Source organism: Rhodococcus pseudokoreensis, assembly GCF_017068395.1.
GTDB classification, from domain to species: domain Bacteria; phylum Actinomycetota; class Actinomycetes; order Mycobacteriales; family Mycobacteriaceae; genus Rhodococcus_F; species Rhodococcus_F pseudokoreensis.
Map to the genome: position 1 here is coordinate 3,838,696 of NZ_CP070619.1, position 23,214 is coordinate 3,861,909.

Here is a 23,214-nt window from a genome sequence, read left to right on the forward strand (position 1 = left end):
ACACGCAACAATTACCCGATCGCAACCCAGGAAGCTCTCAGCGACCTCCGGTACCCTCGACCGATTGACATCGACCCGAGAACCGGAGGCGCTGCTGCGTGACTGAGATACTCACCCCGGTCGAGACGACTCGGCCCGCCGAGAGCACCAGCACCACCGCTCGCCCCGTCCGCTCGCGTTTCCGGCCGCACCCGGCCGATGTCGCAGTGGTCGTCTTCTACGTCGGCTTGGCCGCATTCGTGTTGGCCCGCCAGTGGAAACACCTCGGGACCGGCTATCTGGTGCGCAGCGGCCAGGACCAGACCATGTGGGAGTGGTTCTTCGCGGTCGCCGCACGTTCGCTGGTCCATCTGGAGAACCCGCTGTCCAGCGACCTGCAGAACTACCCGCTGGGCGTCAACCTCATGGGCAACACGGCGATGTTCGGCATCAGCATTCCGCTGGCGCCCGTCACGCTGTTGTTCGGACCAAACGTCACCTTCACTCTGGCACTCACACTTGGCCTGTCGGGCACGGCAATTGCCTGGTATTGGGTCTTCTCACGGCACGTCGTGTCCTCGCGTCTCGCGGCGGCCGTCGGCGGCGGCCTGTGCGGTTTCGCCCCCGCCCTGATCTCGCACACCAACGGGCATCCCAACTTCGTCGCCCTATTCCTGCTGCCCTTCATCGCGCTGGCCGTGATCAGGCTGGGCAGCGGCGCGCGACCCGTGCGCGACGGCATCGTGCTGGGCCTGCTGATCGCCTACCAGATCTTCCTCGGCGAGGAACCGCTGCTGATCTACGCGCTGGCGTTCACGGTCTTCGGAGTCGCCTACGCGGCTTCCCGCCCGCGGACCGCATACGCGGCAGTCAGGCACAGCATCAAGGGTTTTGCGATCGCGGGCGGCGTCGCGCTGGCCATCGCCGCCGTTCCCCTGTGGTGGCAGTTCTTCGGACCCGACAGCTACCGGGCGATCGAACACGGCCCGGTGGGCAACGACACCGAATCGTTCACCAGCTTCCCGACGTCCTCCCTGGCCGGCGAGCCCGGGTCCGCCGAGTTCAGCATGAACGCGACCGAGGAGAACGCGTATTTCGGCTGGCCCCTGCTGATTCTCCTCGGCCTGTCCGCCCTGTGGCTGTGGCGGATGCCGCTCGCGCGCGCCGCGGGCGCGACGGTCGCCGTGATGGGTGTCCTGTCGCTCGGGACGTCGCTGACGATCGGCGGCTGGGACACCGGAATTCCCTTGCCGTGGAAGCTGATCTCACATCTGCCGCTCCTCGAGTCCGTCCTCGAATCGCGCTTCGCGATGGGCTGCCTGCCCGCCGCCGCCCTGCTGCTCGCGCTGGGCACCGACCGCGCTCTGGCGTCCGCCCGCGAGGGCCAGCGGACCACCACCCTGCTGTGGGTCGGGTGGCTCGCGGTGGCGCTGCTTCCGCTGGCGCCCACACCACTCGCCGTCGTGCAGCGTGACACCGCACCGAACTTCTTCGCCGACGGCACGTGGCGGGAGTACGTCACCGACGGTTCCGTCGTCACGGTGCCGCTGCCCTCCCCGGAGAACGCCCGGATGCTGCGCTGGCAGACCGAGCAGGATCTCGCATTCCCCATCGCCGGTGGCTATTTCGTCGGACCGGCCGGCAGCGAGCAGCAGGGCAAGTACGGGCCCGACGACCGCCCGACCGCGTTGCTGCTCGCGTCCGCGCAGTCGTCCGGCCAGGTGCCGGCCATCGACGACGCGAAAAAGGCTCAGGCGCTGACCGACCTGAAGTTCTGGAACGCCGACGTCCTGGTCCTGCCGCACACCCAGAACGATCGCGTCCTGCGCGAGACGGTCCGGCAACTCGTCGGGGCGCCCGCGAAACCGGTCGACGGCGTGTGGGTGTGGGACGTCCGGTGGCTCCGCCACCCGTGAGCACTTATTAACCGCCGGACGTTAACAAGTACTCACGGGTGACTAACATCGTGCTGTGCCACAACCGCCGCTGCCCGACGTTCGGAGCATCCGCACTTCCCGGCTGATCGCGATCGTCACCGGCCTGATCGGTTTCGTTCTCGCGCTGGCCACCCCGTTTCTGCCGGTGAAGCAGGACGCGGCGACGATCGACTGGCCGCAGGGCGGCACCCTCGCCAGCGTCGAGGCGCCACTCGTCTCGTACACGCCGCTGGCCATGCAGGTGAACGTGCCCTGCTCGGTGTTCACGCAACTCGGATCCGACGGCGGCACCGTCGTCTCGACCCTCCCGAACCGGGCGCCCGATTTCGAGAAGAACGGCCTCGTCGTGAAGGCCGGCGCCGACGGCACGGTCGACGTCATCCTGCGCGGCAGGTCCCTGATCTCGGCGGGTGCGGCCGACCTGCAGGGTTGCACCGGACTCACCGTCACCTCCGACTATCAGCGGACGTCGGCCGAGGTCACGGGCACCGCCGAACCGCTCGCCGGTTCCGTCGACGGCGACCAGCGACCGCAGATGGTCGGCCTGTTCACCGATCTGCAGGGCGCGGCTCCGACGGACCTGAGCGTGCACGTCGACCTCGACTCCCGGTTCTCGTCCAGCCCGACGCTGCTCAAACTGCTCGCGATGATCGTGTGCGTCCTCGCGACGCTGACGTCGCTGTACGCGTTGCACCGGGTGGACGGCATCGACGGCCGGCGCGCCCGACGTTTCCTGCCTGCGCACTGGTGGAAGTTCACCGGTGTCGACGCCGTCGTGATCGGGACGCTGCTGCTGTGGCACGTGGTCGGCGCGAACACGTCCGACGACGGCTACCTCCTGGGCATGGCGCGGGTGTCGGAGCATTCCGGCTACATGGCCAACTACTTCCGCTGGTTCGGCGTCCCCGAGGCGCCGTTCGGCTGGTCGTACGAACTGCTCGCGGCGCTGGCGAAGGTGAGCACGGCGAGCATGTGGATGCGACTGCCGACGCTGCTCGCGGCGCTGCTCTGCTGGATGGTGATCAGCCGGGAGGTCATTCCCCGCCTCGGTGTGGCCGTGCGCCGCAACAGGACTGCCCTGTGGACCGGTGGCCTGGTCTTCCTGGCGTTCTGGTTGCCGTACGACAACGGGTTGCGTCCCGAACCGGTCATCGCGCTCGGCGCCCTCCTCACGTGGTGTTCGATCGAGCGGGCCATCGCCACCGGACGACTGCTTCCCGGTGCCGTCGCCGTGCTGATCGCCGCGTTCTCGCTCGCCGCCGGACCGTCCGGGCTGATCTGTATCGCGGCCCTGATCGCGGGTGCGCGGCCGATCCTGCAGATCATCATCGCGCGTGGTCACCGGGTGGGATTCGCGTCCCAGATCCTGCCGATCCTCGCCGCGGGAACCGTCGTGATGGTGGCCGTCTTCGCGGATCAGACACTCGCGACGGTGCTCGAGTCGACGCGCGTCCGCACCGCACTCGGCCCCAACGTGGCCTGGTTCGACGAGCGGTTGCGCTGGGATTCGCTGATGGGGATCTCCCCGGACGGCTCGCTGGCCCGCCGTTTCGGTGTGTTCGTGATGCTGCTGTGCGTCGTGGTCTGCGTGATGCTGATCCTGCGCAAGGGGAAGGTGCCCGGGACCGCGATCGGACCGTCGCGCCGCATCCTCGGCATCGTGTTCGCTTCGCTGCTGCTGATGATGTTCACGCCCACCAAATGGACCCACCACTTCGGGGTGTACGCGGGGCTCGCGGGCTCGGTCGCGGTGCTCGCCGCGGTCGGGGTAGGGGCGGCGAGTATCCGCTCCAAACGCAACCGCACGCTGTTCGCCGCAGGTGTCCTGTTCATCCTCGCCGTCGCGTTCACCAGTTCCAACGGCTGGTGGTACGTCTCCAGCTACGGCGTGCCGTGGTGGGACAAGCCGCCGATGATCGCGGGCAAGGGCTTCTCCACGCTGTTCCTCGGACTTACGGTCCTCACGCTGCTCCTCGCCGCCTGGTACCACGTTCGCGAGCCGTACGAGGCGGGCAAGAAGCCCAACGGGAAGCGCGCCCGGATGCTCGCGCCGTCGCCGCTGACCGTCGCGGCCGGTGCCGTCGTCCTGTTCGAGGTGCTGTCGCTGCTGAAGGGCGCGGTCACGCAGTACCCCGGGTACTCCATCGCGAAGGCCAACATCGAATCGGTCACTGGCGGCACGTGTGCGCTCGCCGACGAGGTCCTCGTCGAAACCGACCCGACCGCCGCGCTGCTGCAGCCGCTCACCCCGGTCACCGACCAGAGCGGTGCGGGCGCGTTCGGCGCGACGTCCGCGGAGGGCTTCACCCCCAACGGCATCGCCGACGACCTCACCGCCGACTCCGAAAAGATCGCCACCGGCGGCGCCAACACCGTCGACACCGAAACCGACGAGACGACCACCGGCACCAGTTCCGGCACCGGCGGCGGCACCGAGGCCACCGCCGGAGTCAACGGCAGCACCGTGACGCTGCCGTTCGGCCTGGACCCCGCCCGGACACCCGTCCTCGGTAGCTACCAGCAGGGCGGGGAGCAGAAACCCGCCTCCCTCACCACCGGCTGGTACGGGTTGCCCGGCCGCAGCGACGACGCACCGATCCTCACCGTCTCGGCGGCCGGACGCATCCGGTCGGTCGACGCGGACGGCGTCGTCACCCCCGGTCAGAGTCTGAAGGTCGAGTACGGGGTGACCGGCCCGGACGGGTCCGTCACCGCGCTCGGCACCGTCGACCCGATCGACATCGGACCGTCGCCGTCGTGGCGCAACCTGCGGGTGCCGCTCGATCAGCTCCCCGCCGAGGCCAACACGGTCCGGCTGGTTGCGGACGACCCGGACACCGACCCCGGCCAGTGGCTGGCGGTCACCCCGCCGCGGGTGCCGAAGATGCAGACGCTGCAGACCGTCGTCGGGTCCAGCGACCCCGTGCTCCTCGACTGGGCCGTCGGGCTCGCGTTCCCCTGCCAGCGCCCGTTCGACCACCGGTACGGGGTCGCCGAGGTCCCGCAGTGGCGTGTCCTGCCCGACCGCATCGGCGCGGAGTCCACGAATGCCTGGCAGGACAAGTTCGGCGGCGGACCGCTCGGCTGGACCGACCAGTTGCTGTCGGCGAGCACCCTGGCGACCTACCTGTCGAACGACTGGGACCGCGACTGGGGTTCGCTCGAGCGGTACACGCCGCTGGACGAGTCGGCGACGCCCGCCCAGGTCGAATCCGAACAGGTGACCAGGTCGGGCACGTGGTCGGCCGGACCGGTGCGCTACTACTAGAAGCGCCCTACCCTCTGGTAGGCGGCAATATGCCTCCTCAGGTTCCTGACATACCATCGACAACCGTGCCCGATGCTCTGACAACTACCGTCTCCGATCCCGAAGCCTCTTCGCCGCCTGCTCGCCAGGACCGGCGGAGTGAGTACCGGACCGCTCGTCTGATCGCCATCGTCACCGGCCTCATCGGGTTCGTGCTGGCAGTGGCCACGCCGTTCATGCCGGTGCAGCAGACGACCGCAGCGGTGAACTGGCCGGAGAACGGCGTCGTCGGCGACCTCGAGGCACCGCTGGTGTCGCAGGTCCCGATCGACCTGGCGGCGACGATCCCGTGTTCGGCGGTGGCCGGGCTGCCCGCGCAGGGCGGGATCCTGCTGGCCACGGCGCCCGCGCAGGGCGAGGGTGCAGCGCTGAACGCGATGTTCGTGCGGGTGTCGGACAAGTCCGTGGACGTGCTCGACCGCAACGTCACCATCGCGACGGCGCCGCGCGCGCAGGTGCAGTCGGCCGCCTGCAGCGAGATCCGCATCACATCGAACATCGACGCGACGTCCGCCGAGTTCGGGGGCCTGACGACCCCGACCGGCGACCCGATCGCCGGTTCCCTCACCGGCGACCTCCGTCCCCAGGTGGTGGGCGTGTTCAGCGACCTCCGCGACGGGGCGGCGCCTGCCGGTCTGTCGTTCACGATGAACGTGGACTCCCGGTTCTCGTCGAGCCCCACGCTGATCAAGCTGGTCGCGATGATCGTGGCCCTCCTCGCCACGGCGATCGCCCTGGTCGCCCTCGGCCGCCTCGACGGCACGGACGGGCGTGGGCACCGCAACTTCCTGCCGTCGCACTGGTGGAAGTTCACCGGCCTCGACACGATCGTCGTGGGCACGCTGGTGCTGTGGCACTTCATCGGCGCGAACACGTCCGACGACGGCTACCTGCTCACCATGGCCCGGGTCTCCGACCACGCCGGCTACATGGCCAACTACTTCCGCTGGTTCGGTGTCCCCGAGGCGCCGTTCGGCTGGTATTACGACGTCCTCGCGGCGATGGCCAAGATCTCGACGGCCAGCCCGTTCATGCGACTGCCCGCCCTCATCGCCGGGATCCTGTGCTGGATGGTGATCAGCCGGGAGGTCGCTCCGCGCCTCGGCCGGTCGGTCCGGCGCAACAAGGTGGCGCTGTGGACCGGCGGACTCGTGTTCCTCGCGTTCTGGCTGCCCTACAACAACGGTCTGCGGCCCGAGCCCATCGTTGCGCTCGGCGCCCTGCTCACGTGGTGCTCCATCGAGCGTTCCATCGCGACCGGACGTCTCCTCCCCGCGGCCGTCGCCGTCCTGATCGGCGCATTCACTCTCGCGGCCGCTCCGACGGGTCTGATGTGTGTGGCCGCACTGCTCGCCGGCGCCCGTCCGCTCGTCCGGATCATCGTCAAACGTCACCGCCAGGTGGGGACTCTGCCGCTGCTCGCGCCGATCGCGGCGGCGGGCACGATCGTCCTCGTGGTCGTGTTCGCCGACCAGACCGTGGCCGCGGTGATGGAGGCCACCCGGGTCCGTACCCTGATCGGCCCGAACCTCGAGTGGTACAAGGACTTCCTGCGCTACTACTACCTGTTCGTCCCGACCGTCGACGGTTCCGTGGCCCGCCGCTTCGCGTTCCTGACGATGATCCTGTGTCTGCTGACGACGCTGTTCATCCTGTTGCGCCGCAAGCGGATTCCGGGTGCCGCCACCGGACCGTCGTGGCGCCTGCTCGGTGTCGTGTTCGGCACGATCTTCTTCATGATGTTCAACCCCACCAAGTGGACCCACCACTTCGGGGCGTACGCGGGCATCGCCGGTTCGCTGGCCGCACTCACCGCCGTCGCGGTGTCGGCGTCCGCGCTGCGCTCGCGCCGCAACCGGACGATCTTCCTGGCCGGACTGCTGCTCATGCTGGCGTTGACGTTCGCGGGCATCAACGGTTACTGGTACGTCTCGAGCTACGGCGTGCCGTGGTTCGACAAGACCGTCTCCATCGGCGGCCGCCAGTCCAACACGTTCTTCCTCGTCCTGTTCGGGCTGGCCGTCGCCCTGGCCGCCTGGCAGTACCTGCGTGAGGGATTCGCCGCACCACCTGTCCGCGCGAACACCGAGAAGGGCAGGCGGATCAGGAAATTCGCGGCCGCCCCGCTCACCGTCATCGCAGGCATCATGGTGCTGTTCGAAGTCCTCTCCCTACTCAAGGGCGCCGTCTCCCAGTACCCGGCGTACTCGCTCGCCCGCTCCAACTTCGACTCCCTCACCGGGCAGACGTGCGGTCTCGCCGAGGACGTCCTCGTCGAGGGCGACACCAACGGCGGAAACCTCACGCCCATCAACGATCCCGCGCAGCCGCTCGCGAACCCCGCCGACCCGCTCGGCGGAGCGAACCCAGTCGGCTTCTCCCCCAACGGGGTTCCGTCCGACCTGACCGCCGACTACGTCGAGGTCAAGCAAGGCATGGGCAACACCGACAACCAGAGCGTCGGCCCCAGCTTCGAGACCGGATCGAGCGCCGGAACCTCCGGCGGCACCGGCAATGTCGGCGTCAACGGCAGCACCGCCAAGCTGCCGTTCGGGCTCAACCCGGCCACGACACCCGTCATGGGCAGCTACCAGGAAGGCGTGCAGGAACCGGCGACGCTGTCGTCCAGCTGGTACGCCCTCCCCGAGCGCAGCGACGACACCCCGCTGATCGTCATGTCCGCGGCGGGCCGCATCTGGTCGGTCGACCCGACCGGCGCCCTCACGTACGGGCAGTCGCTGCTGCTGGAATACGGCAAGCGTCAGCCCGACGGCACCGTCCAGGCCCAGGGCACCTACCTGCCCAAGGACATCGGGCCCGCGCCGTCGTGGCGCAACCTGCGCGTGCCGATCAGCGAACTGTCCCCCGACGCCGACTCCGTGCGAATCGTCGCCAACGACCCCAACCTCACAGGCGACCAGTGGCTGGCGTTCACCCCGCCGCGGGTTCCGAAGCTCGAGACCCTCAACTCGACGATCGGCAGCTCGCAGCCCGTGCTGCTGGACTGGGCCGTCGGACTGCAGTTCCCGTGCCAGCGCCCGTTCGACCACCAGTACGGTGTCGCGGAGATGCCGAACTACCGCATCCTCCCCGACCGCCCGCTGGCCGTCAGCTCCACCGACACCTGGCAGTCCGCGGAGAACGGTGGCCCGCTCGGCTTCACCGAACTGCTCGCCAGCGCCACCGCCATCCCCACGTACATGCGGGACGACTGGGGACGCGACTGGGGCTCCCTGGAGCGCTTCGACCGGTACTACCCGGACGCCACCGCGGCCACCGTCGACACCGAGACCGCCACCCGGTCCGGGCTGTGGAAGCCGGGCACCCTGCGGGTGTACCCCACCCCGTAGCGGGCCCGGGGGCGGAGTTGTCCACAACCTTCCGTCCATCCACAGGCCAATTTTCGACCTGGGCTTTTCGGCGGCGGGCCGCTGCGCCCGGGGCAGGCTCGGACCCATGCGAAGTGAAAACTGGGCCGACGACCTCCCCGGGACAGCCGCTGCCGGTCGCGACGGAGTGGTCCGCGTTGCTGCCCTGGAGCGGCTGGGCGTCGCGAGGGGCACCATCGCCGCACGCTGCCGCGACGGTGGTCCCTGGCAGCGGATCCTCCCCGGCGTCGTCCTCCTGCACGACGGGCCACCGACGACGCTGCAGCGCAACCTGGCGGCGCTCGAATACGGCGGCCCGGACGCGCTCCTGTCGGGGCACGCCGCGCTGGCCGCGTTCGGCTACCCGGCGTCGTCGCCGCGGAACGACGTGCTGCTGCTCATCCCGTCCACCCGGCATCGCCGGGACTGGTCGTACGTGAAGGTCGAGCGGACGCGGCACCTGCCCGCACCCGTCCACCGCGGGCTTCTGCGCCTCGCTCCGCCGCCGCGCTCACTCATGGACGCCGGACGTCGCACGCTCACGGCCGAGGCCTGTCACGCGCTCCTGGCGGAGGGAATCCGGCGCGGCGACGTGACGGTAGACGAACTGGTCCGCGAACTCGCACACGGCAGCGACCGCGGAAACCACCTGCCCCGGGCTGTCCTGCGTGAACTGACCGAAGACGCGCATTCCGTCGCCCGGGTCCACGCGCAGAATCTGTATGCGACGAGCGGGCTTCCGCCGATGCGGCACGACGTCGACGTGCTGTCCGCGGCCGGGCTGTGGGTCGCCCGACCCGACGGCTGGCTGGACGACGTCGCCGTCGCCTGGGAGATCGACTCGCCGAAGTACCACTTCTCGCCCGAACTGCACGAGGCGACGCGGACGCGGCGGGCCCGGATGCAGCGTGAGGGAATCGTCGTCGTGACGCACCCGCCGGAGCAGATCCGGACCGACCCGTCGACCGTTCTCGCCGATCTGCGCACCGCGTACACGCTGGCCGCGTCGCGTCCCCGGCCGCCGGTGTCCGGGCACACCGACACGCACCTGCGGTCGGCCTGACCGCCGACTGCAGGTGCGGACACGAACTACAGCGGCATCGAACTACAGCGGCATCAGGTCGTGCTTGCGCGGATTGCGCTGCACCGTCTTGTCGCGCAGCATCGTCAGCGCCTTGCGGATCTCGAGCCGGGTGGTGGCGGGCTCGATGACGGCGTCGATGTATCCGCGCTCCGCAGCGATGTACGGCGTCGCAATGTTCTCGTTGTAGAAGTTGATCAACTGCCGGCGGACGGCGGGCGCGTTCTCGCCCGCGGCCTCGATCTGCCTGCGACCGATGAGGTCGACAGCGCCCTCGGCGCCCATCACCGCGATGCGGGCGGTCGGCCACGCGAAGTTGATGTCGGCGCCCAACTGCTTCGAGCCCATGACGGCGTAGGCGCCGCCGTAGGCCTTGCGGATCACGACAGTCACCTTCGGCACCGTCGCCGTCACGAACGCGAAGATGAACCGGCCACCGCGCTTGATGACACCGATCCGCTCCTGCTCGAGCCCCGGAAGGAATCCCGGAGTGTCGACCGCGAACACCAGCGGGATGTCGAAGGCATCACAGATGCGGATGAAATGCGCGGCCTTGTCCGATGCCTGCGCGTCCAGCGCACCCGCCGCCACCAGCGGCTGGTTCGCGATCACGCCGACCGTACGGCCGTCGACGCGGGCGAAGCCGGTGATGATGTTCAGCGCCACCTGCCCGCCGATCTCGTGGAACTCGCCGTCGTCGAAGATCCGCAACAGGATGTCGTGCATGTCGTAGCCGGCGTTGTCGGCGTCCGGGATGAACGTGTCCAAGTCGCGGTCGGAGTCCGTGATCTCCGGCTCGAGACCCGGATTGACGACCGGCGGCTTCTCCATGCAACTCGACGGCAGGAAGCTGAGGTACTTGCGCACCCACTCGAACGCGGCCTTCTCGTCGGGCGCCACGTGATGCAGGTTGCCGTACTGGGCCTGGTTCCGGGCACCACCGAGTTCGTCGAGGCTGACGTCCTCGCCGGTGATCTTCCGAACCACCTCGGGCCCGGTGACGAACATGTACGACTCCTCGGTGGCCACCAGCACGTCGGTGTTGATCGGCGCGTACACCGCACCGCCCGCGCACTTGCCGAGAATCATCGAGATCTGCGGGCACATGCCCGACAGCGGTTCCTGCCGACGGCCCAGCTCCGCGTACCAGGCGAGCGACGTCACCGCGTCCTGCACGCGGGCTCCACCGGAGTCGTTGATGCCGACACACGGGCAGCCGATCTTCGCGGCGAACTCCATGATCGCGGCGACCTTGCGGCCGAACATCTCGCCGACCGAACCACCGAACACGGTCTGATCGTGCGAGAACACCGCAACCGGACGTCCCTCGACGGTCCCGTGGCCGGTGACGACGCCGTCGCTGTACAGCGCGTTCGGGTCACCGGGCTGGCGCATCAGACCGCCGACCTCGATGAAACTTCCCGGGTCGAGCAGCATGTCGATGCGTTCGCGCGCGCTCGGAATGCCCTTCTTCGCGCGTTTGGCAATAGCCTGCTCGCCCGCGGGTTCCTTCGCCGTTTCCAGCTTTTCGCGCAGTTCGGCAAGCTTTTCTGCGGTCGTGGTGGTCACTGATGCGCTCCGGTTCCGGCGGCCTGGATCGCCGCCAGCTTCTTGGTGAGGTCGGCACCGACCTTCGCGATGTACGGCTCGTCGACGATCTGGATGTGATCGCCGCCCACGTGAATGATCTCCAGGTTCTTCACCGCGTCGCCCCAGCCGCCGTCCGGCTTCCGGGTCTTGAACGCGGGCTCCAGGTTCATCACGTCGTCGTGGTAGCGGTCGGCCATGTACAGGACGACGTCGCCGTCGTACTGCTCGAGTTCGGCGGTCTGGATGGCCCGGTTGTCGAGCCACGACGTGCGCTGGTGCTCGATGATTCCGCCCGGAATCTTGGTGCCACTCAGCTTGAGCAGTTCCGTCAGGATCTTGATCTGCTCTTCGTCGCTCTCCGCCGCCGCGAGCTTGTCGTACGGCAGCGGGTAGTCCACGTTGTACGTCTTCTTCGCGAACGCCGCGTACCGCTGCCAGCGCTTACGGATCTCGTCGGGAGTGTCCTCGACCTTCTCCCCGGCCATGACCGTGTCGATCAGGCCGACGATCCGGACGTCCGCGCCCGACTCGCGCAGCAGCTTCGCCACCGCGTACGCCAGCACACCGCCCAGCGACCAGCCGTACAGCACGTACGGTCCGTCGCCCTGGATCTCGCGGATGAGCGGCAGGTACTCCGCCGCCCGCACGTCGATCGGACCCTCGGTGCGCTCGAACCCGTACATCGGCGTGCCCTCGGGCAGACGCTTCAGCAGCGGCTCGTACGCGACCGTCGACCCACCGGCCGGGTGGAACACGAACACGGGGACGGCGTCGGATCCCTCCGGGCGAGCCCGCAGCGCGCGGACGAGCCCGTCGATCTTGCCGGAATCCTCGAGGAAGCCGCGCACCACATTGGCCAGTTCCTCGATGGTGGTGGAATCGAGGACGTCGTCGAACGTGATCTCACCGTTCGCGCGCTCCGACAACCGGGCCGCCAGCTTCTCCGCCGTGTCGTCGTTCAGGATCGGCAGCGTGTTGAAGATGCCCTTGGCGGACTCGCCGGTGACGACGGCCCACGTGGCGAACGTCAGACGCTCGGCGGCGTCACGCGGCGGCACGTCGGTGCCGGTCGCCTCGGCGAACGCTTCCTTGCTTTCCACGGCGGCTTCCTCGGGCGCAGCCTGCGGGACATCGGGAGCAGCCTCCGGCTGCGGCACCGGGGTGGCCGCGATGATCGCCTCGGCCTCCGCCTCCACGGACGTGTCCTCGGCGTCGAGCGGAGCCGCGGCCTCCGAAGCTTCTGCAGCCTCCGCGGCCTCCGCCTCACGGTCGGCCTCCGCGGCCTCCTCCGCTTCCTTCTCGGCCTTCTGCTTGTCCGCGAGCGCCTGCACCTCTTCGCGGTTCTCGACCGCGTAGCGCAGGTACTTGCCGACCTCCATCAGGTTCGCGTCGCGGACCGCCTGCAGCTGCAGCTGCGGGATGTCGAACTCGTACTCGACGCGGTTCTTGATGCGGACGGCCATCAGCGAATCGAGGCCCAGCTCGATCAGCGGGATCTCGGCGGGCAGGTCCTCGGGGGCGTAACCCATGGACTCGGCGACGATCAGCGCGAGACGGTCTTCGAGCGTCTGCGATCCGTTCGGGTCCCACTTCTCGCCGATGTCCTCGACGACCTCGGGCAGCTCCTCCACCGGCGACGCCGCCTGCACCGGCGCCGCGACTACGGGCTCGGGAAGTGCGTCCCCGGACGTGACGGCGGCGTCGAACAGCAGCGTAAAACTCGCACCGCTCTTCGCGTGCACCTGCAGCGACGCGCCACCCGGATGCGGGTTGAGCGTGGTGGTGAGCGTTCCCTCGGCGGGCGCGTGCGCGTGCAGGACGGACGCGGCGAGCGTCACGTCCGACAGCACCTGCGACGCGGCGGCGGTGACCAGTGTGGGCAGGTCGGTGACCGCGCCGGCCTGGACCTCCCACACGTGGCGGCCGTCGGGCAGCGACACGTGCGCACCCGGGACCCGGGTGTTGCCACTCGAGTCGATCCGGGTCTCCACCCAGTACGGCTTGCGGATCCACGCGGTGCGCGGAACGGCCGCGAAATCGCCCTCGGGGAGCAGCGAGGACAGGTCGACGGCGTGCCCGTGGACGTACAGCTGGGCGAGCGCGGCGAGGACACCGAGCGGCTCGTCCTCCTTGCGCTTGAGCGTCTGGATGAGCTGCATGTCGTGCAGGCCGGCGTCGAACGCGGTGGCGGCCACGGACATCAGGGCCACCGGGTTGGGTGCCAGCTCCACGAACGTCGTGTGCCCGCTGCCGACGGCGAGGCGGACGGCGTTGGTGAAGTACACGCTGTGGCGCAAACCCTTGGTCCAGTACTCCTCGCGGTGGATCGGCTCGTGGCCTGCGCGGTAGTAGGTGTCCTGGTCGACGGACGAGTACACGCCCAGCTTCAGCTTGGTCGGCTCGATGCCCGCCAGTTCCGCGGCCAGTTCGCCCAGTAGCGGGTCGACCTGCGAGGTGTGGCTGGCGCCCTTCGTCTTGAGAACGCGGGCCATCTTCTCCTCGCCCTCGGCCCGCGCGACGATGGCGTTGACCTCGGGCTCGGGGCCGCCGATGACGGTGTGCGTCGGGGCCGCGTACACGCAGACCTCGAGGTGCGGGAAATCGGTGAGCACGGTCTCGATCTCGGAGGCGCTGTACTCGACGAGCGCCATCAGGCGGATGTCGTCGCCCTCGAGCGTGGCCTCGGCCTCACCCATGAGGCGGGACCGGGCGCAGATCACCCGGACCGCGTCCTCGAGCGGCAGGCCACCCGAGATGTACGCGGCGGCAGCCTCGCCCATGGAGTGGCCGACGACGGCCTCGGGCTCGGCGCCGTGGTGACGCAGCAGCGCCGCCAGACCGATCTGGATGGTGAAGATGCCGACCTGCGAGGTCTCGACGTCGTAGTCGATCGCGTCGTCGAGGAACTTCTCCTTCATGGAGTAGCCGGCCTCGTCCTCGATCAGCGCGTCGACCTCGTCGATGGCCGCGGCGAACACCGGGTTCTCCAGGTACAGCTGCTTGGCCATCTTGCGGTGCTGCGAACCGAAGCCCGACAGAACCCAGACGGCGCCCTTCGACGACGGCGAATCCGCGGTGAACACACCCTGCCCGGGCTTGCCTGCGGCGACGGCGCGCAGACCGGTGACGGCCTCGGACGTGGTCTTCGCCAGGACGACGGCACGCGAGCGACCGTGGTTGCGGCGCGCGAGAGCGCGGGCGACGTCGGCGAGCGGGGTGGTGCTGCCCTCTTCCGTTTCCAGCCAGTCGGCCAGATCCGCGGCGGCCCGGCGGCGACGCGACGGCAGCGCACCGGACACCGCGAGGACGACCGTCGGCTCGGTCTCGGCCACCGTCACCTCGGCGGGGGCGACCGTGTCGGCGGGCTCGGCGGTGTCGTCGACGGCAGGCCCGGTGTATTCGCGCACCACGACGTGGGCGTTGGTGCCACCGAACCCGAATCCGGACACACCGGCGACGGCCGTACCCGTGTAGCGCGGCCACGCCGCACCCTCGGGAATGACCTGCAGGTGCGCCTTGTCGAACGCGATGTACGGGTTGGGTCCGGCGAAGTTCAGCGTCGGGGGAAGCGTGTCTTCCCGCATCGACAGCACGACCTTGATCAGACCCGCGGCGCCCGCGGCGGCCTCGAGGTGACCGAAGTTGGTCTTGGCCGAGCCGAGCAGCGCGGGCTTGTCGTCGGCGCGTCCACGACCGACGACGCGTCCGAGCGCGTCCGCCTCGATGGGATCGCCGAGGATGGTGCCGGTGCCGTGCGCCTCGATGTAGTCGACGCCGGCCGGGTTGATGCCCGCGTCCCGGTAGGCGTGCCGCAGGACGTCGGCCTGCGCGTCCGGGTTCGGGGCGGCGAGACCGTTGGACCGGCCGTCCTGGTTGACGGCGCTACCCGCGATGACGGCGAAGATCTCGTCGCCGTCGCGCTCGGCGTCCTCGAGACGCTTGAGGACGACGAGACCGCCGCCCTCCGCGCGAATCATGCCGTCGGCGTCGGCGGAGAACGCCTTGATGCGGCCGTTGGGGGCCATCACACCCAGCTGGTCGAAGCCCAGCGTGGCGGGCGGCGCCACGAGCATGTTGACGCCGCCGGCGAGCGCGAGATCCGACTCACCGGACCGCAGCGAGCGCACCGCCTGGTGCACCGCGACGAGCGAGGACGAGCAGGCCGTGTCGAGGGCGATGGACGGTCCGCGGAAGTCGTAGAAGTACGAGACCCGGTTGGCGACGATGGACGTCGACGTGCCGGTCAGCGCGTACGGGTGCGCGTGGACGGGGTCGCTGACGGCGAGCAACTGGTAGTCGTTGGCCGAGCTGCCGATGAACACACCGACCTGCTCACCCTTGAGGTCGCTGGCCGGGATGCGGGCGTGCTCGAGGGCCTCCCACGTCAGTTCCATCGCGAGACGCTGCTGCGGGTCGACGTTCGCGACCTCCAGCGGGGACATCGCGAAGAACTCCGCGTCGAACGTCTTCACGTCGTCCAGGTAACCGCCCTGCGTGTTGGCCTTCTCGACGGCGGCCTTGATCTGCGGGTCGGAGGTGAACTCCTCCCAGCGGCCCGCGGGCAGGTCGGAGACGCCGTCGCGGCCCTCCGCGAGCATCTGCCACATCTCGGCGGGAGTCTTGCCCGCGCCGGGGAAGCGTGAGGCCAGGCCCACGATCGCGATGTCGTGCGCGTCCGACGTCGGCGCCGACGCGTAGTACGCGGCGTCGGCCGAGTCGTCGGGCTGCTCGGGTTCGCCCTCGATGATGCGGGTGGCCAGCGACGCGATGGTGGGGTGCTGGTAGGCGACCGTCGCGGTGAGCGTGACTCCGACCAGTTCCTCGATCTCGCCGCTGAGTGCGACGGCGTCGCGGGACGACAGACCGAACTCCTCCATCGGGCGGTCGTCGGTGATCTGACCGACCGGTTGCCCGGTTGCGTCGGCAATCCAGTTGCGCAGCCAGTCACGCAGCTGCGCGACCGTCATGTCACCCGTGCTGGTCCGGTCATCATCTTTTTCAGCCATCAACTCACCAAGCTACCCGTCAGGAAGTGGACTATTCGGAAACGCTGTCGGGGAACGCCGTCTGCGTGTATCCGCCGCGCAGGGTCCCCTCGATGTAGCTCGCCTTGCACGCGCGGCGGGCGATCTTGCCGCTCGACGTGCGAGGAATCGAGCCCGCGGGCACCAGCAGGATGTCACGCGCCGTGACCCCGTGCCTGGTCGACAACGCGGCCCGCACCGTGTCGGCGACGGGCTGCGGGTCGGCCTTGCCGGCACCCGGTGCGCGCTCGGCGACGATCACCAGCTGCTCCGAGGAGTCGTCCGCGTCGTAGTTCAGACCCGAGTGCGAGTTCTCGAACACGACGGCGGGCAGCTGGTTGGCCGGGACGGCGAACGCGGCCACGAAGCCGGGGCGCAGCGCGGTGCTGGCCTCCTGCGCCGAGAACTCCAGGTCCTGCGGGTAGTGGTTGCGGCCGTCGACGATCACGAGGTCCTTGACGCGGCCCGTGATGAACAGCTCGCCGTCGATGTAGACGCCGTAGTCGCCGGTGCGCATCCAGTTGGCGTCCTCGGACGTACCCTCCGCGTGGCTGCCCTCGGCGAGCCGGTTGGTGAGCTTGTTGTGGAACGTCTCTGCGGTCTCGTCGGTGCGTCCCCAGTAGCCGATGCCGATGTTCTCGCCGTGCAGCCAGATCTCACCGACGCGGTCGTCGGGCTGCTCGATGCGCGACTCGGGGTCGACGATGGCCGCCCACTGGCTGCGCGCGACGTAACCGCAGGACACCTGCGGGATGGCGTTCTCGGCGTCCTGGTCCACCTTCACGACGCGACCGGCGTTGAGCTCGTCGCGATCGACGTAGATGACGCGGGCCTCGTCCGAGTGCCGGGTGGAGGACACGAACAGCGTGGCCTCGGCCATGCCGTACGAGGGCTTGATCGCCGTCTTCGGCAGGCCGTACGGCGCGAACGCCTCGTTGAACTTGCGCATCGACGACGTGGTGACCGGCTCGCTGCCGTTGATGAGGCCGATCACGTTGCTCAGGTCGAGGCTCTCGCCGCTCTTCGGCAGGCCGCGGGCGGCCGCGTGCTCGAACGCGAAGTTGGGTGCGGCCGCGAACGTGCCCGCACCGTCCGACACCGCGGCCAGTTCCTTGATCCACCGGTACGGCCGCTGCACGAACGCGCGCGGACTCATGATGGTGATGTACTTGCCGCCGAGGGCGGGCAGGATGACGGTCAGCAGCCCCATGTCGTGGAACAGCGGCAGCCAGGTGACGCCGCGCGAGTTCTCGTTGAGTTCGATGGAGTCGACCATCTGCAGCGCATTGGTGCCGACGGCGCGGTGCGTGATCTCCACACCGGCGGGCACCCGGGTCGAGCCGGACGTGTACTGCAGGTACGCGATGTCGTCGAGATCGATCTCGGGGCGCACCCAGGACTCGCCGACGCTGTCGGGGATGGCGTCGACGGCGATGATCCGGGGGCGCTCGGCGGCGGGGAGAGACCGGAAGAACTGTCGAACACCCGCGGCGGAGGAGGTGGCCGTGAGGATGGCGGCAGGCTTGCAGTCGCCGAGGACGGCGTGCAGACGGTCGGTGTGGCCGGGTTCGTCGGGGTCGAACAGCGGTACCGAAATCGCTCCGGCGTGGATGGCGGCGAAGAAGGAGATGACGTAGTCGAGACCCTGCGGCGCCAGGACCGCGACACGGTCGCCGGGTTTGGTGACCTGCTGGAGGCGAGCCGCGACGGCGCGCAGCCGGTGGCCGAACTGTTCCCAGGTCAGCTCCTGCGCTTCGCCGTCTCTGTCCCGCGAATAGTCGATGTAGCGGTATGCCAGCTCGTCCGAGTTCTCCCGGGTGTGCCGCTGGACGTAGTCGACCAGCGTGCTTCCCGAGTCGAGCCTGATGTGGCCCTTCTCGTCGATAAAATCATCGAACTTCGCGTTCATTCCATCTCCTCCGAAGCGATCACACAGGCATGCCACCGGCATGACTGCGCCCCAGACTTCCTTCGCCGAATCGGATCTTGTAAAACTCGTGGGAAACGACGTAACACGCCACTCACCCGAATAAGTTCATCGATTCCAAACCATCGATATGTTACAGATTGGCATCGCCGCCCTCGGTCCGCTGCGTCTACTCGCCCTTCAGTTGCGAGATGATCGGCGCGAACGCATCCATCTGTGTGGGGAACACACCGACGTAGGACATTGTCGTCTTTTCTCGCACCATACGGATCTGATCGGCGATCTCCTCGAAGCTGCCGATCGCCAGATACGGCGAGCTCAGGATGTCTTCGACGGACAGCTTCACGTCGGCCTCGATGTTGGGCGGAAAGCCCTGGTCGATGGCGGCGAGCGCCATCTCGGCGGTCTGCTCACGGTCGTCGGTGATGACGATGGTGGTGATCGTCCAGTTCAGTTCGATGTCGTCGAACCGGTCCCCGGCAGCTTCCCGGATCCGGTCGACGCGCTCCATCGTCTTCTCGAGCGTGACACCCGACAGGAGGAGCTTGCCTTCCTTGCTGGTCGGCGTCGCCACGGAGATGATGTCGGCGTACTTGGCGGCGAGCGCCAGCATCTTGGGTCCGCCGCCGCCGACCGCGATCGGGGGACGCGGCCCCTGCCGCGGTCGCGGGCTGCCCGTCAGACCCTTGATCTGGTAGTACTTGCCGTCGAAGTTGCACTCCTGACCGCGCAGCAGCACGTCGAGAATCTGCAGGGTCTCCTCGAGCTTGGCGATCCGGACGCCCGGGCGCTCGTAGTCGATGCCGCCCTTGTCGAACTCTTCCTTCATCCAGCCCGCGCCGATGCCGAGTTCGAGGCGGCCACCCGACAGCACGTCGATGGTGGCGGCGTCCTTGGCGAGGATCGCCGGATGCCGGAAGCCGTTGGCGAGGACCGCGGTGCCGAGGCGGATCTTGTCCGTCGCGATCGCGAGCGCGCCCAGCGCGGCGATCGGTCCGACCTGGTTACCCAGGTGGTCGGGGATCATGAAGCTGTCGAACCCGAGTTCCTCGGCCTTCTGCGCAAGCTTGACGAACCGACGCGCGCCGCCCTCGTCCGCGTTGCCCTCTCCGCCTGCGGCGAATCGGAACTTACGCAACGAGCTGGCGTCGGAACTCATGAATAGCTTCTCCTGTGGTGAAACGCCCCCGTTCAGGACGTGAACATCGGTGGGTCGGGCACGGGTGGTGCAGCAACAGTGCAGCACTCTACCGGTGCCGGGAAACGCACACTACCGGCGAGTACGCGTCGTGCCTATCTGTTTGGGACGATTCACGGCTCACCGACCACGGTGAACCCACCCGCCACAAAATCAACTGTGGGCCGGGGTCGGGGCGGCCTCTATCTTCTCGGCTGCCCATCCGGCGATCCACTGCGTGGCCGTCGTGCCGGAGTCGTCGACGACGTACGAGTTGTACATCGCGTGGACCGGGTTGTTGTTGTACTCGAGAAGACGCAACCCGCTGCCGATCCAGTTGCTCGGCTTCAGCGCCTGCGCCGGCGCGTCGCAGATCCCGTCCGTGGGGGCGCAGATCTCGACCGCTCGGTCGGCGAGTTCACCGAATCCGCCGGGCCGCTGACCGGTCATCGTGATTCCCGGGATCTGCAGACCGGCCAGGGACAGTTCGGCTCCGACACCGGCGACCGGCTGCCCGACGTTCGTCGCGGCGGCAGGGTCGCGTCGACCGTCGGCGATGAGCCCGACACCCAGCACCAGATCCGCCGGAACAGGACCGTCACCTGCACCGATACTCGAGGCGACGTCGCCGGCGATGACGGCGCCCTGAGAGAAGCCGGTGAGCAGGAAACTGGTCAGCGGGCACTCGGCGTGCCGGCGGATCAGGATGTCGTTGGTGGCCGCGGTGCCGGCGCCGCGGCTGTTGTTGTACGACTGCTGCCCGTCCGGCGGGAAGGCGACCGGGTTCGAGAACTGCGCGACGTACGGAACCGTGTACACGTCGGCGCGCGAGGACTCGAACTGCTGCTGCAGCGGCCGCGACACGTTCAGCATCAGCGATGCCGGGTTGGCCGTCGGGTTGTACGGGTCGTCGGTGGCGCTGGACTCCCACGTGCCCGGGACGACGACCACCTGGACGTCGGGGCAGCTCGCCGGCTGGGCATTGGGACGCTCGGGACCGGGCGGGGTCGGGATCGGTTTGGGCAGCCGCCCGGCGAGCAGATACCAGAGCGCGATCACTGCGACGAGAATCACCAGCAGGATCACGATCAGCACCAGCAGTTTGCGCAGGAGGCTGCTCTTCTTCTTCCGCGTTCCGCGCCCGGTCACCGACATCGGCGTCTACTTGCAGTAGGTCGCGTGGGCGACGTCCATGTAGGTCGTGGCGTTGGCCGTCGCCTGCTCCTGGGTCAGTTCCTTCCCCGCAGCGGACGCCTCGGTGCCGACCATCGCTGTGACGAACACCATCGTCTCGGGGTCGCTCTTGCCTTCGGCCTTGGCCTGGCAGATGAAGTCGGCGGTGCTCACGGCCATGGTGCCGTCGGCGGCGGGCTCGATGCCCTTGGCCTTCAGCGCGTCGAGGAACTTCTGGCCGTCGGCGCTGACCGGGACCTCGCTGGGGCCGGGGAAGTCGCCCGGAACTTCCTCGGGCTGCGCGGGCGGTGCGGTGGCCGCTTCGCCGGGGCTCGTCACCGGCGCGGAGGCCGAAGCGGACGCGCTCGCGCTGGGCGCGGCGGACGCCGAACTCTCGGCGGAACTGGACGCGGCCGCGGACGTCGTGGGCGCGCTGGTGGACGGGTTGGACGTCGCCGTGGAGTCGTCGCTACCGCACCCGACCAACAATCCGCTCGCTGCGACGGCGAGCGCGCCTACCGCGATCGACCGTCGGAAGGTGGTGCTGATACGTGAGTGCTGCGGCATCTATTTCCGTCCTTGCTTTCCAAGTCGTTGTCTCTCGACAGGGTACAGACGCAGTTCGGGCGGAAACCTGGTCCGCCGGACCCGGCCCCGCCCGCTGCGTGTGAGATTTCTAGTACGGTCCGGCCATCAGTGAATCTCGGCCTTGTTGTCGATCACTGTGACGAATCCGGTCTGGAAGTTCTGCTGGACGCCACCGGGAATGGCGAATTTGTCGCTGATCGGGAAGCCGAGACGGCCACCCTCGTAGCCTGCGCTCTTCCAGGCGTCGAAGATCGGCCCGTTCTCGACGGCCCAGGCGCCCGACAGCGGACTCCAGTAGATGTTGCCGCCCTCGAACTGGTTGAACCGGCCGCCGTCCTTGACGGGGATCTCGCTGGTCTTCGGGAATCCGAGCCAGCCGCCCTCGTAACCGAGTTCGGCGTACTTGCCCATGATCATTCCCTGCACGCGGTGGGTTCCGTTGGCGGGACTGAAGTACATGGCGCCGATCTCGAAGCCCTGCACCGCGCCGTCCTTGCCTGGCGTGGGAACTTCCTCGGCCACCGGGTATCCGAGCGGTCCGCTCTCCCAGCCCTGACGTGCCCACTCGTCACGGATCGCGCCGCGGACGGCATGCGCCCCGGTCTGCGGCGACCAGTAGACGGACCCGTGCTCGAAGTGGTTGAAGCGGCCGCGCCCGTCGGGGGTGGCCAGTTCGGGCGTCGTCGGGTAGCCGAGCGGCCCGCCGGGACCACCGGTCGCCTGGTAGACACCGCCGATTGCGCCGGCCACCGGTTGTGCGCCGGTGTCGGACTTGGCGAAGATCCGGCCGTTGCGGAAGTCCTGGACCGTTCCGCCCGCGAGGCTGTACTCGGGGGTCAGGCAGTCGCCGATCCACGGGTTCGCGCCTGCGACACCGGCGATGGACCCACCGGTGGTGCACACCGGCTTCTCGGGTTCGACATCGACGGCGCTCGCGAGCTGCGGCCACAGCTGGTGCAGTTCGAACTGCCAGTACGGCCACGAGTGCGTGCCGGACGGCCGGTAGTTGACCTGGGCGGGGATGCCCAGCTTGTTGAGTTTGGTCGCGAACGTCTGGGACGTCAGTCGCGAGAGGATCTCGAGCCCCATGCCCGCGTAATTGGTGCTGACGCCGGGGATTCCGGACGGCTGGTCGTATGGGCCCGTGGTGCCGCTGCCGCTGGAGATGTACAGGCTGACGCCCTTGAGCTTGTCGGCCAGCAGGTACGGGTCGTGTTCCTCCCACGCTGAACTGGTCGGCGGACCCCACATCGCGTCCGCGTCGAAACCGCCGGCGTCACTCATCGCGTATGCGACGGCCTGCGGCATGCCGAGCGCCGTGGTGGTGAGCATGCCCGACAGCGACGCGGCGAACTTGAAGAATCCCTGGTTGCGGGCCGCGAGGAACATCGCGGACGTGCCGCCCATCGACAGTCCGACGACGCCGCGTGTCTGCGTGGTGCGCCAGTCGCTTTCGAGGATCGGGGGCAGTTCCTTCGTGAGGAACGTCTCCCACTGGTAGTTCTGGCCGTTGTCCTGGGCCACCCAGTCGGAGTAGAAGCTGGACTGGCCGCCGACCGGGAGGACGACGTTGATGTTCTTGTCCGCGAAGAACGATTCGGCGTCGGTCTCGAGCGTCCAGCCGTTTTCGTTGTCCTGCGCGCGGAGGCCGTCGAGCATGTAGACGGACGGGAACTTCTCCGTCGGCTTCGAGTTCCAGTCCCGCGCCAGCAGCATCTGCACCTGGATCGGCACACCCATCGACGGAGAGTTGATCCAGATCGCCACGCGACGGTCGGTGAGCCAGTCGACGTGATGGATCGTCGCGCCGCCCGGGGCCTGAGTGGCCACCGGAGCCTGCGCGGCGACGGGCGCAGCCGAGACGGTGGCGGTCTGGGTGAACCCGACCGCCACCGGCACCACGAGCACAGCGGCAAGCGAGGCGAGCGCGCGCCTTCGAACGTTTCCGGTCGACGAACGCTGACGTTCTGCCCTGAACAGGCCTACTCGCATGACGTTCACTCTCTCTCTGCGCGTCGAGGCCAACACGGAGCACGGCCTCGCGTTCCGGTTCTTTCTACACG

At 68.6% G+C, this 23,214-nt stretch carries 11 protein-coding genes; 4 read left to right on the plus strand and 7 right to left on the minus strand.

Features of this window, described 5'->3' with window-relative positions:
• The first annotated feature begins 98 nt into the window (after positions 1-98).
• From JWS13_RS22680 to JWS13_RS22695, 4 genes are all read left to right on the plus strand, one after another.
• Complete coding sequence (locus JWS13_RS22680) at positions 99-1,895, plus strand: glycosyltransferase family protein (RefSeq protein WP_206007563.1); 1,797 nt, start codon at positions 99-101, stop codon at positions 1,893-1,895.
• 55 nt (positions 1,896-1,950) lie between these two features.
• Positions 1,951-5,184 carry an arabinosyltransferase domain-containing protein gene (locus JWS13_RS22685; protein ID WP_206007564.1) on the plus strand — a complete coding sequence of 1,078 codons (3,234 nt, stop codon included), beginning with the start codon at positions 1,951-1,953 and terminating at the stop codon, positions 5,182-5,184.
• A gap of 65 nt (positions 5,185-5,249) precedes the next feature.
• Positions 5,250-8,573 carry an arabinosyltransferase domain-containing protein gene (locus tag JWS13_RS22690; RefSeq protein WP_206007565.1) on the plus strand — a complete coding sequence of 1,108 codons (3,324 nt, stop codon included), beginning with the start codon at positions 5,250-5,252 and terminating at the stop codon, positions 8,571-8,573.
• Positions 8,574-8,679: 106 nt separating this feature from the next.
• Positions 8,680-9,654 carry a hypothetical protein gene (locus JWS13_RS22695; RefSeq protein ID WP_206007566.1) on the plus strand — a complete coding sequence of 325 codons (975 nt, stop codon included), beginning with the start codon at positions 8,680-8,682 and terminating at the stop codon, positions 9,652-9,654.
• Positions 9,655-9,696: 42 nt separating this feature from the next.
• On the opposite strand, the gene JWS13_RS22700 is transcribed toward JWS13_RS22695, so the two are convergent.
• The 7 genes from JWS13_RS22700 to JWS13_RS22730 form a co-directional block, all read right to left on the minus strand.
• On the minus strand, positions 9,697-11,241 hold the full coding sequence (locus JWS13_RS22700; protein ID WP_072938577.1) for an acyl-CoA carboxylase subunit beta: 1,545 nt from the start codon (positions 11,239-11,241) through the stop codon (positions 9,697-9,699).
• A complete protein-coding gene (gene pks13 / locus JWS13_RS22705; RefSeq protein WP_206011693.1) occupies positions 11,238-16,229 on the minus strand; it encodes a polyketide synthase Pks13 in 4,992 nt (1,663 codons plus the stop codon). Before pks13 ends, JWS13_RS22700 begins: the two co-directional genes overlap by 4 nt.
• Positions 16,230-16,299: 70 nt before the next feature.
• Positions 16,300-18,195: a long-chain-fatty-acid--AMP ligase FadD32 gene (gene fadD32, locus JWS13_RS22710; RefSeq protein WP_206007567.1), complete on the minus strand. Its 1,896-nt coding sequence runs from the start codon at positions 18,193-18,195 to the stop codon at positions 16,300-16,302.
• A gap of 187 nt (positions 18,196-18,382) precedes the next feature.
• Positions 18,383-19,372 (minus strand): LLM class F420-dependent oxidoreductase, encoded by a 990-nt coding sequence (locus JWS13_RS22715; RefSeq protein ID WP_087561213.1) that lies wholly within the window; start codon positions 19,370-19,372, stop codon positions 18,383-18,385.
• 192 nt (positions 19,373-19,564) lie between these two features.
• Positions 19,565-20,545: a cutinase family protein gene (locus tag JWS13_RS22720; RefSeq protein WP_206007568.1), complete on the minus strand. Its 981-nt coding sequence runs from the start codon at positions 20,543-20,545 to the stop codon at positions 19,565-19,567.
• Positions 20,546-20,551: 6 nt separating this feature from the next.
• A complete protein-coding gene (locus JWS13_RS22725) occupies positions 20,552-21,130 on the minus strand; it encodes a DUF732 domain-containing protein (RefSeq protein WP_124390697.1) in 579 nt (192 codons plus the stop codon).
• Between the two features lie 126 nt (positions 21,131-21,256).
• Positions 21,257-23,143 carry an alpha/beta hydrolase-fold protein gene (locus JWS13_RS22730; RefSeq protein WP_206007569.1) on the minus strand — a complete coding sequence of 629 codons (1,887 nt, stop codon included), beginning with the start codon at positions 23,141-23,143 and terminating at the stop codon, positions 21,257-21,259.
• Positions 23,144-23,214: the final 71 nt, after the last annotated feature.

Bases quoted from the DNA above. Each gene is read 5' to 3' on its own strand.
- JWS13_RS22695 (WP_206007566.1), top strand. From the start codon at position 8,680: ATGCGAAGTGAAAACTGGGCCGACGACCTCCCCGGGACAGCCGCTGCC.
- pks13 (WP_206011693.1), bottom strand. From the start codon at position 16,229: ATGACGGTCGCGCAGCTGCGTGACTGGCTGCGCAACTGGATTGCCGAC.
- fadD32 (WP_206007567.1), bottom strand. From the start codon at position 18,195: ATGAACGCGAAGTTCGATGATTTTATCGACGAGAAGGGCCACATCAGG.
- JWS13_RS22715 (WP_087561213.1), bottom strand. From the start codon at position 19,372: ATGAGTTCCGACGCCAGCTCGTTGCGTAAGTTCCGATTCGCCGCAGGC.
- JWS13_RS22720 (WP_206007568.1), bottom strand. From the start codon at position 20,545: ATGTCGGTGACCGGGCGCGGAACGCGGAAGAAGAAGAGCAGCCTCCTG.
- JWS13_RS22725 (WP_124390697.1), bottom strand. From the start codon at position 21,130: ATGCCGCAGCACTCACGTATCAGCACCACCTTCCGACGGTCGATCGCG.
- JWS13_RS22730 (WP_206007569.1), bottom strand. From the start codon at position 23,143: ATGCGAGTAGGCCTGTTCAGGGCAGAACGTCAGCGTTCGTCGACCGGA.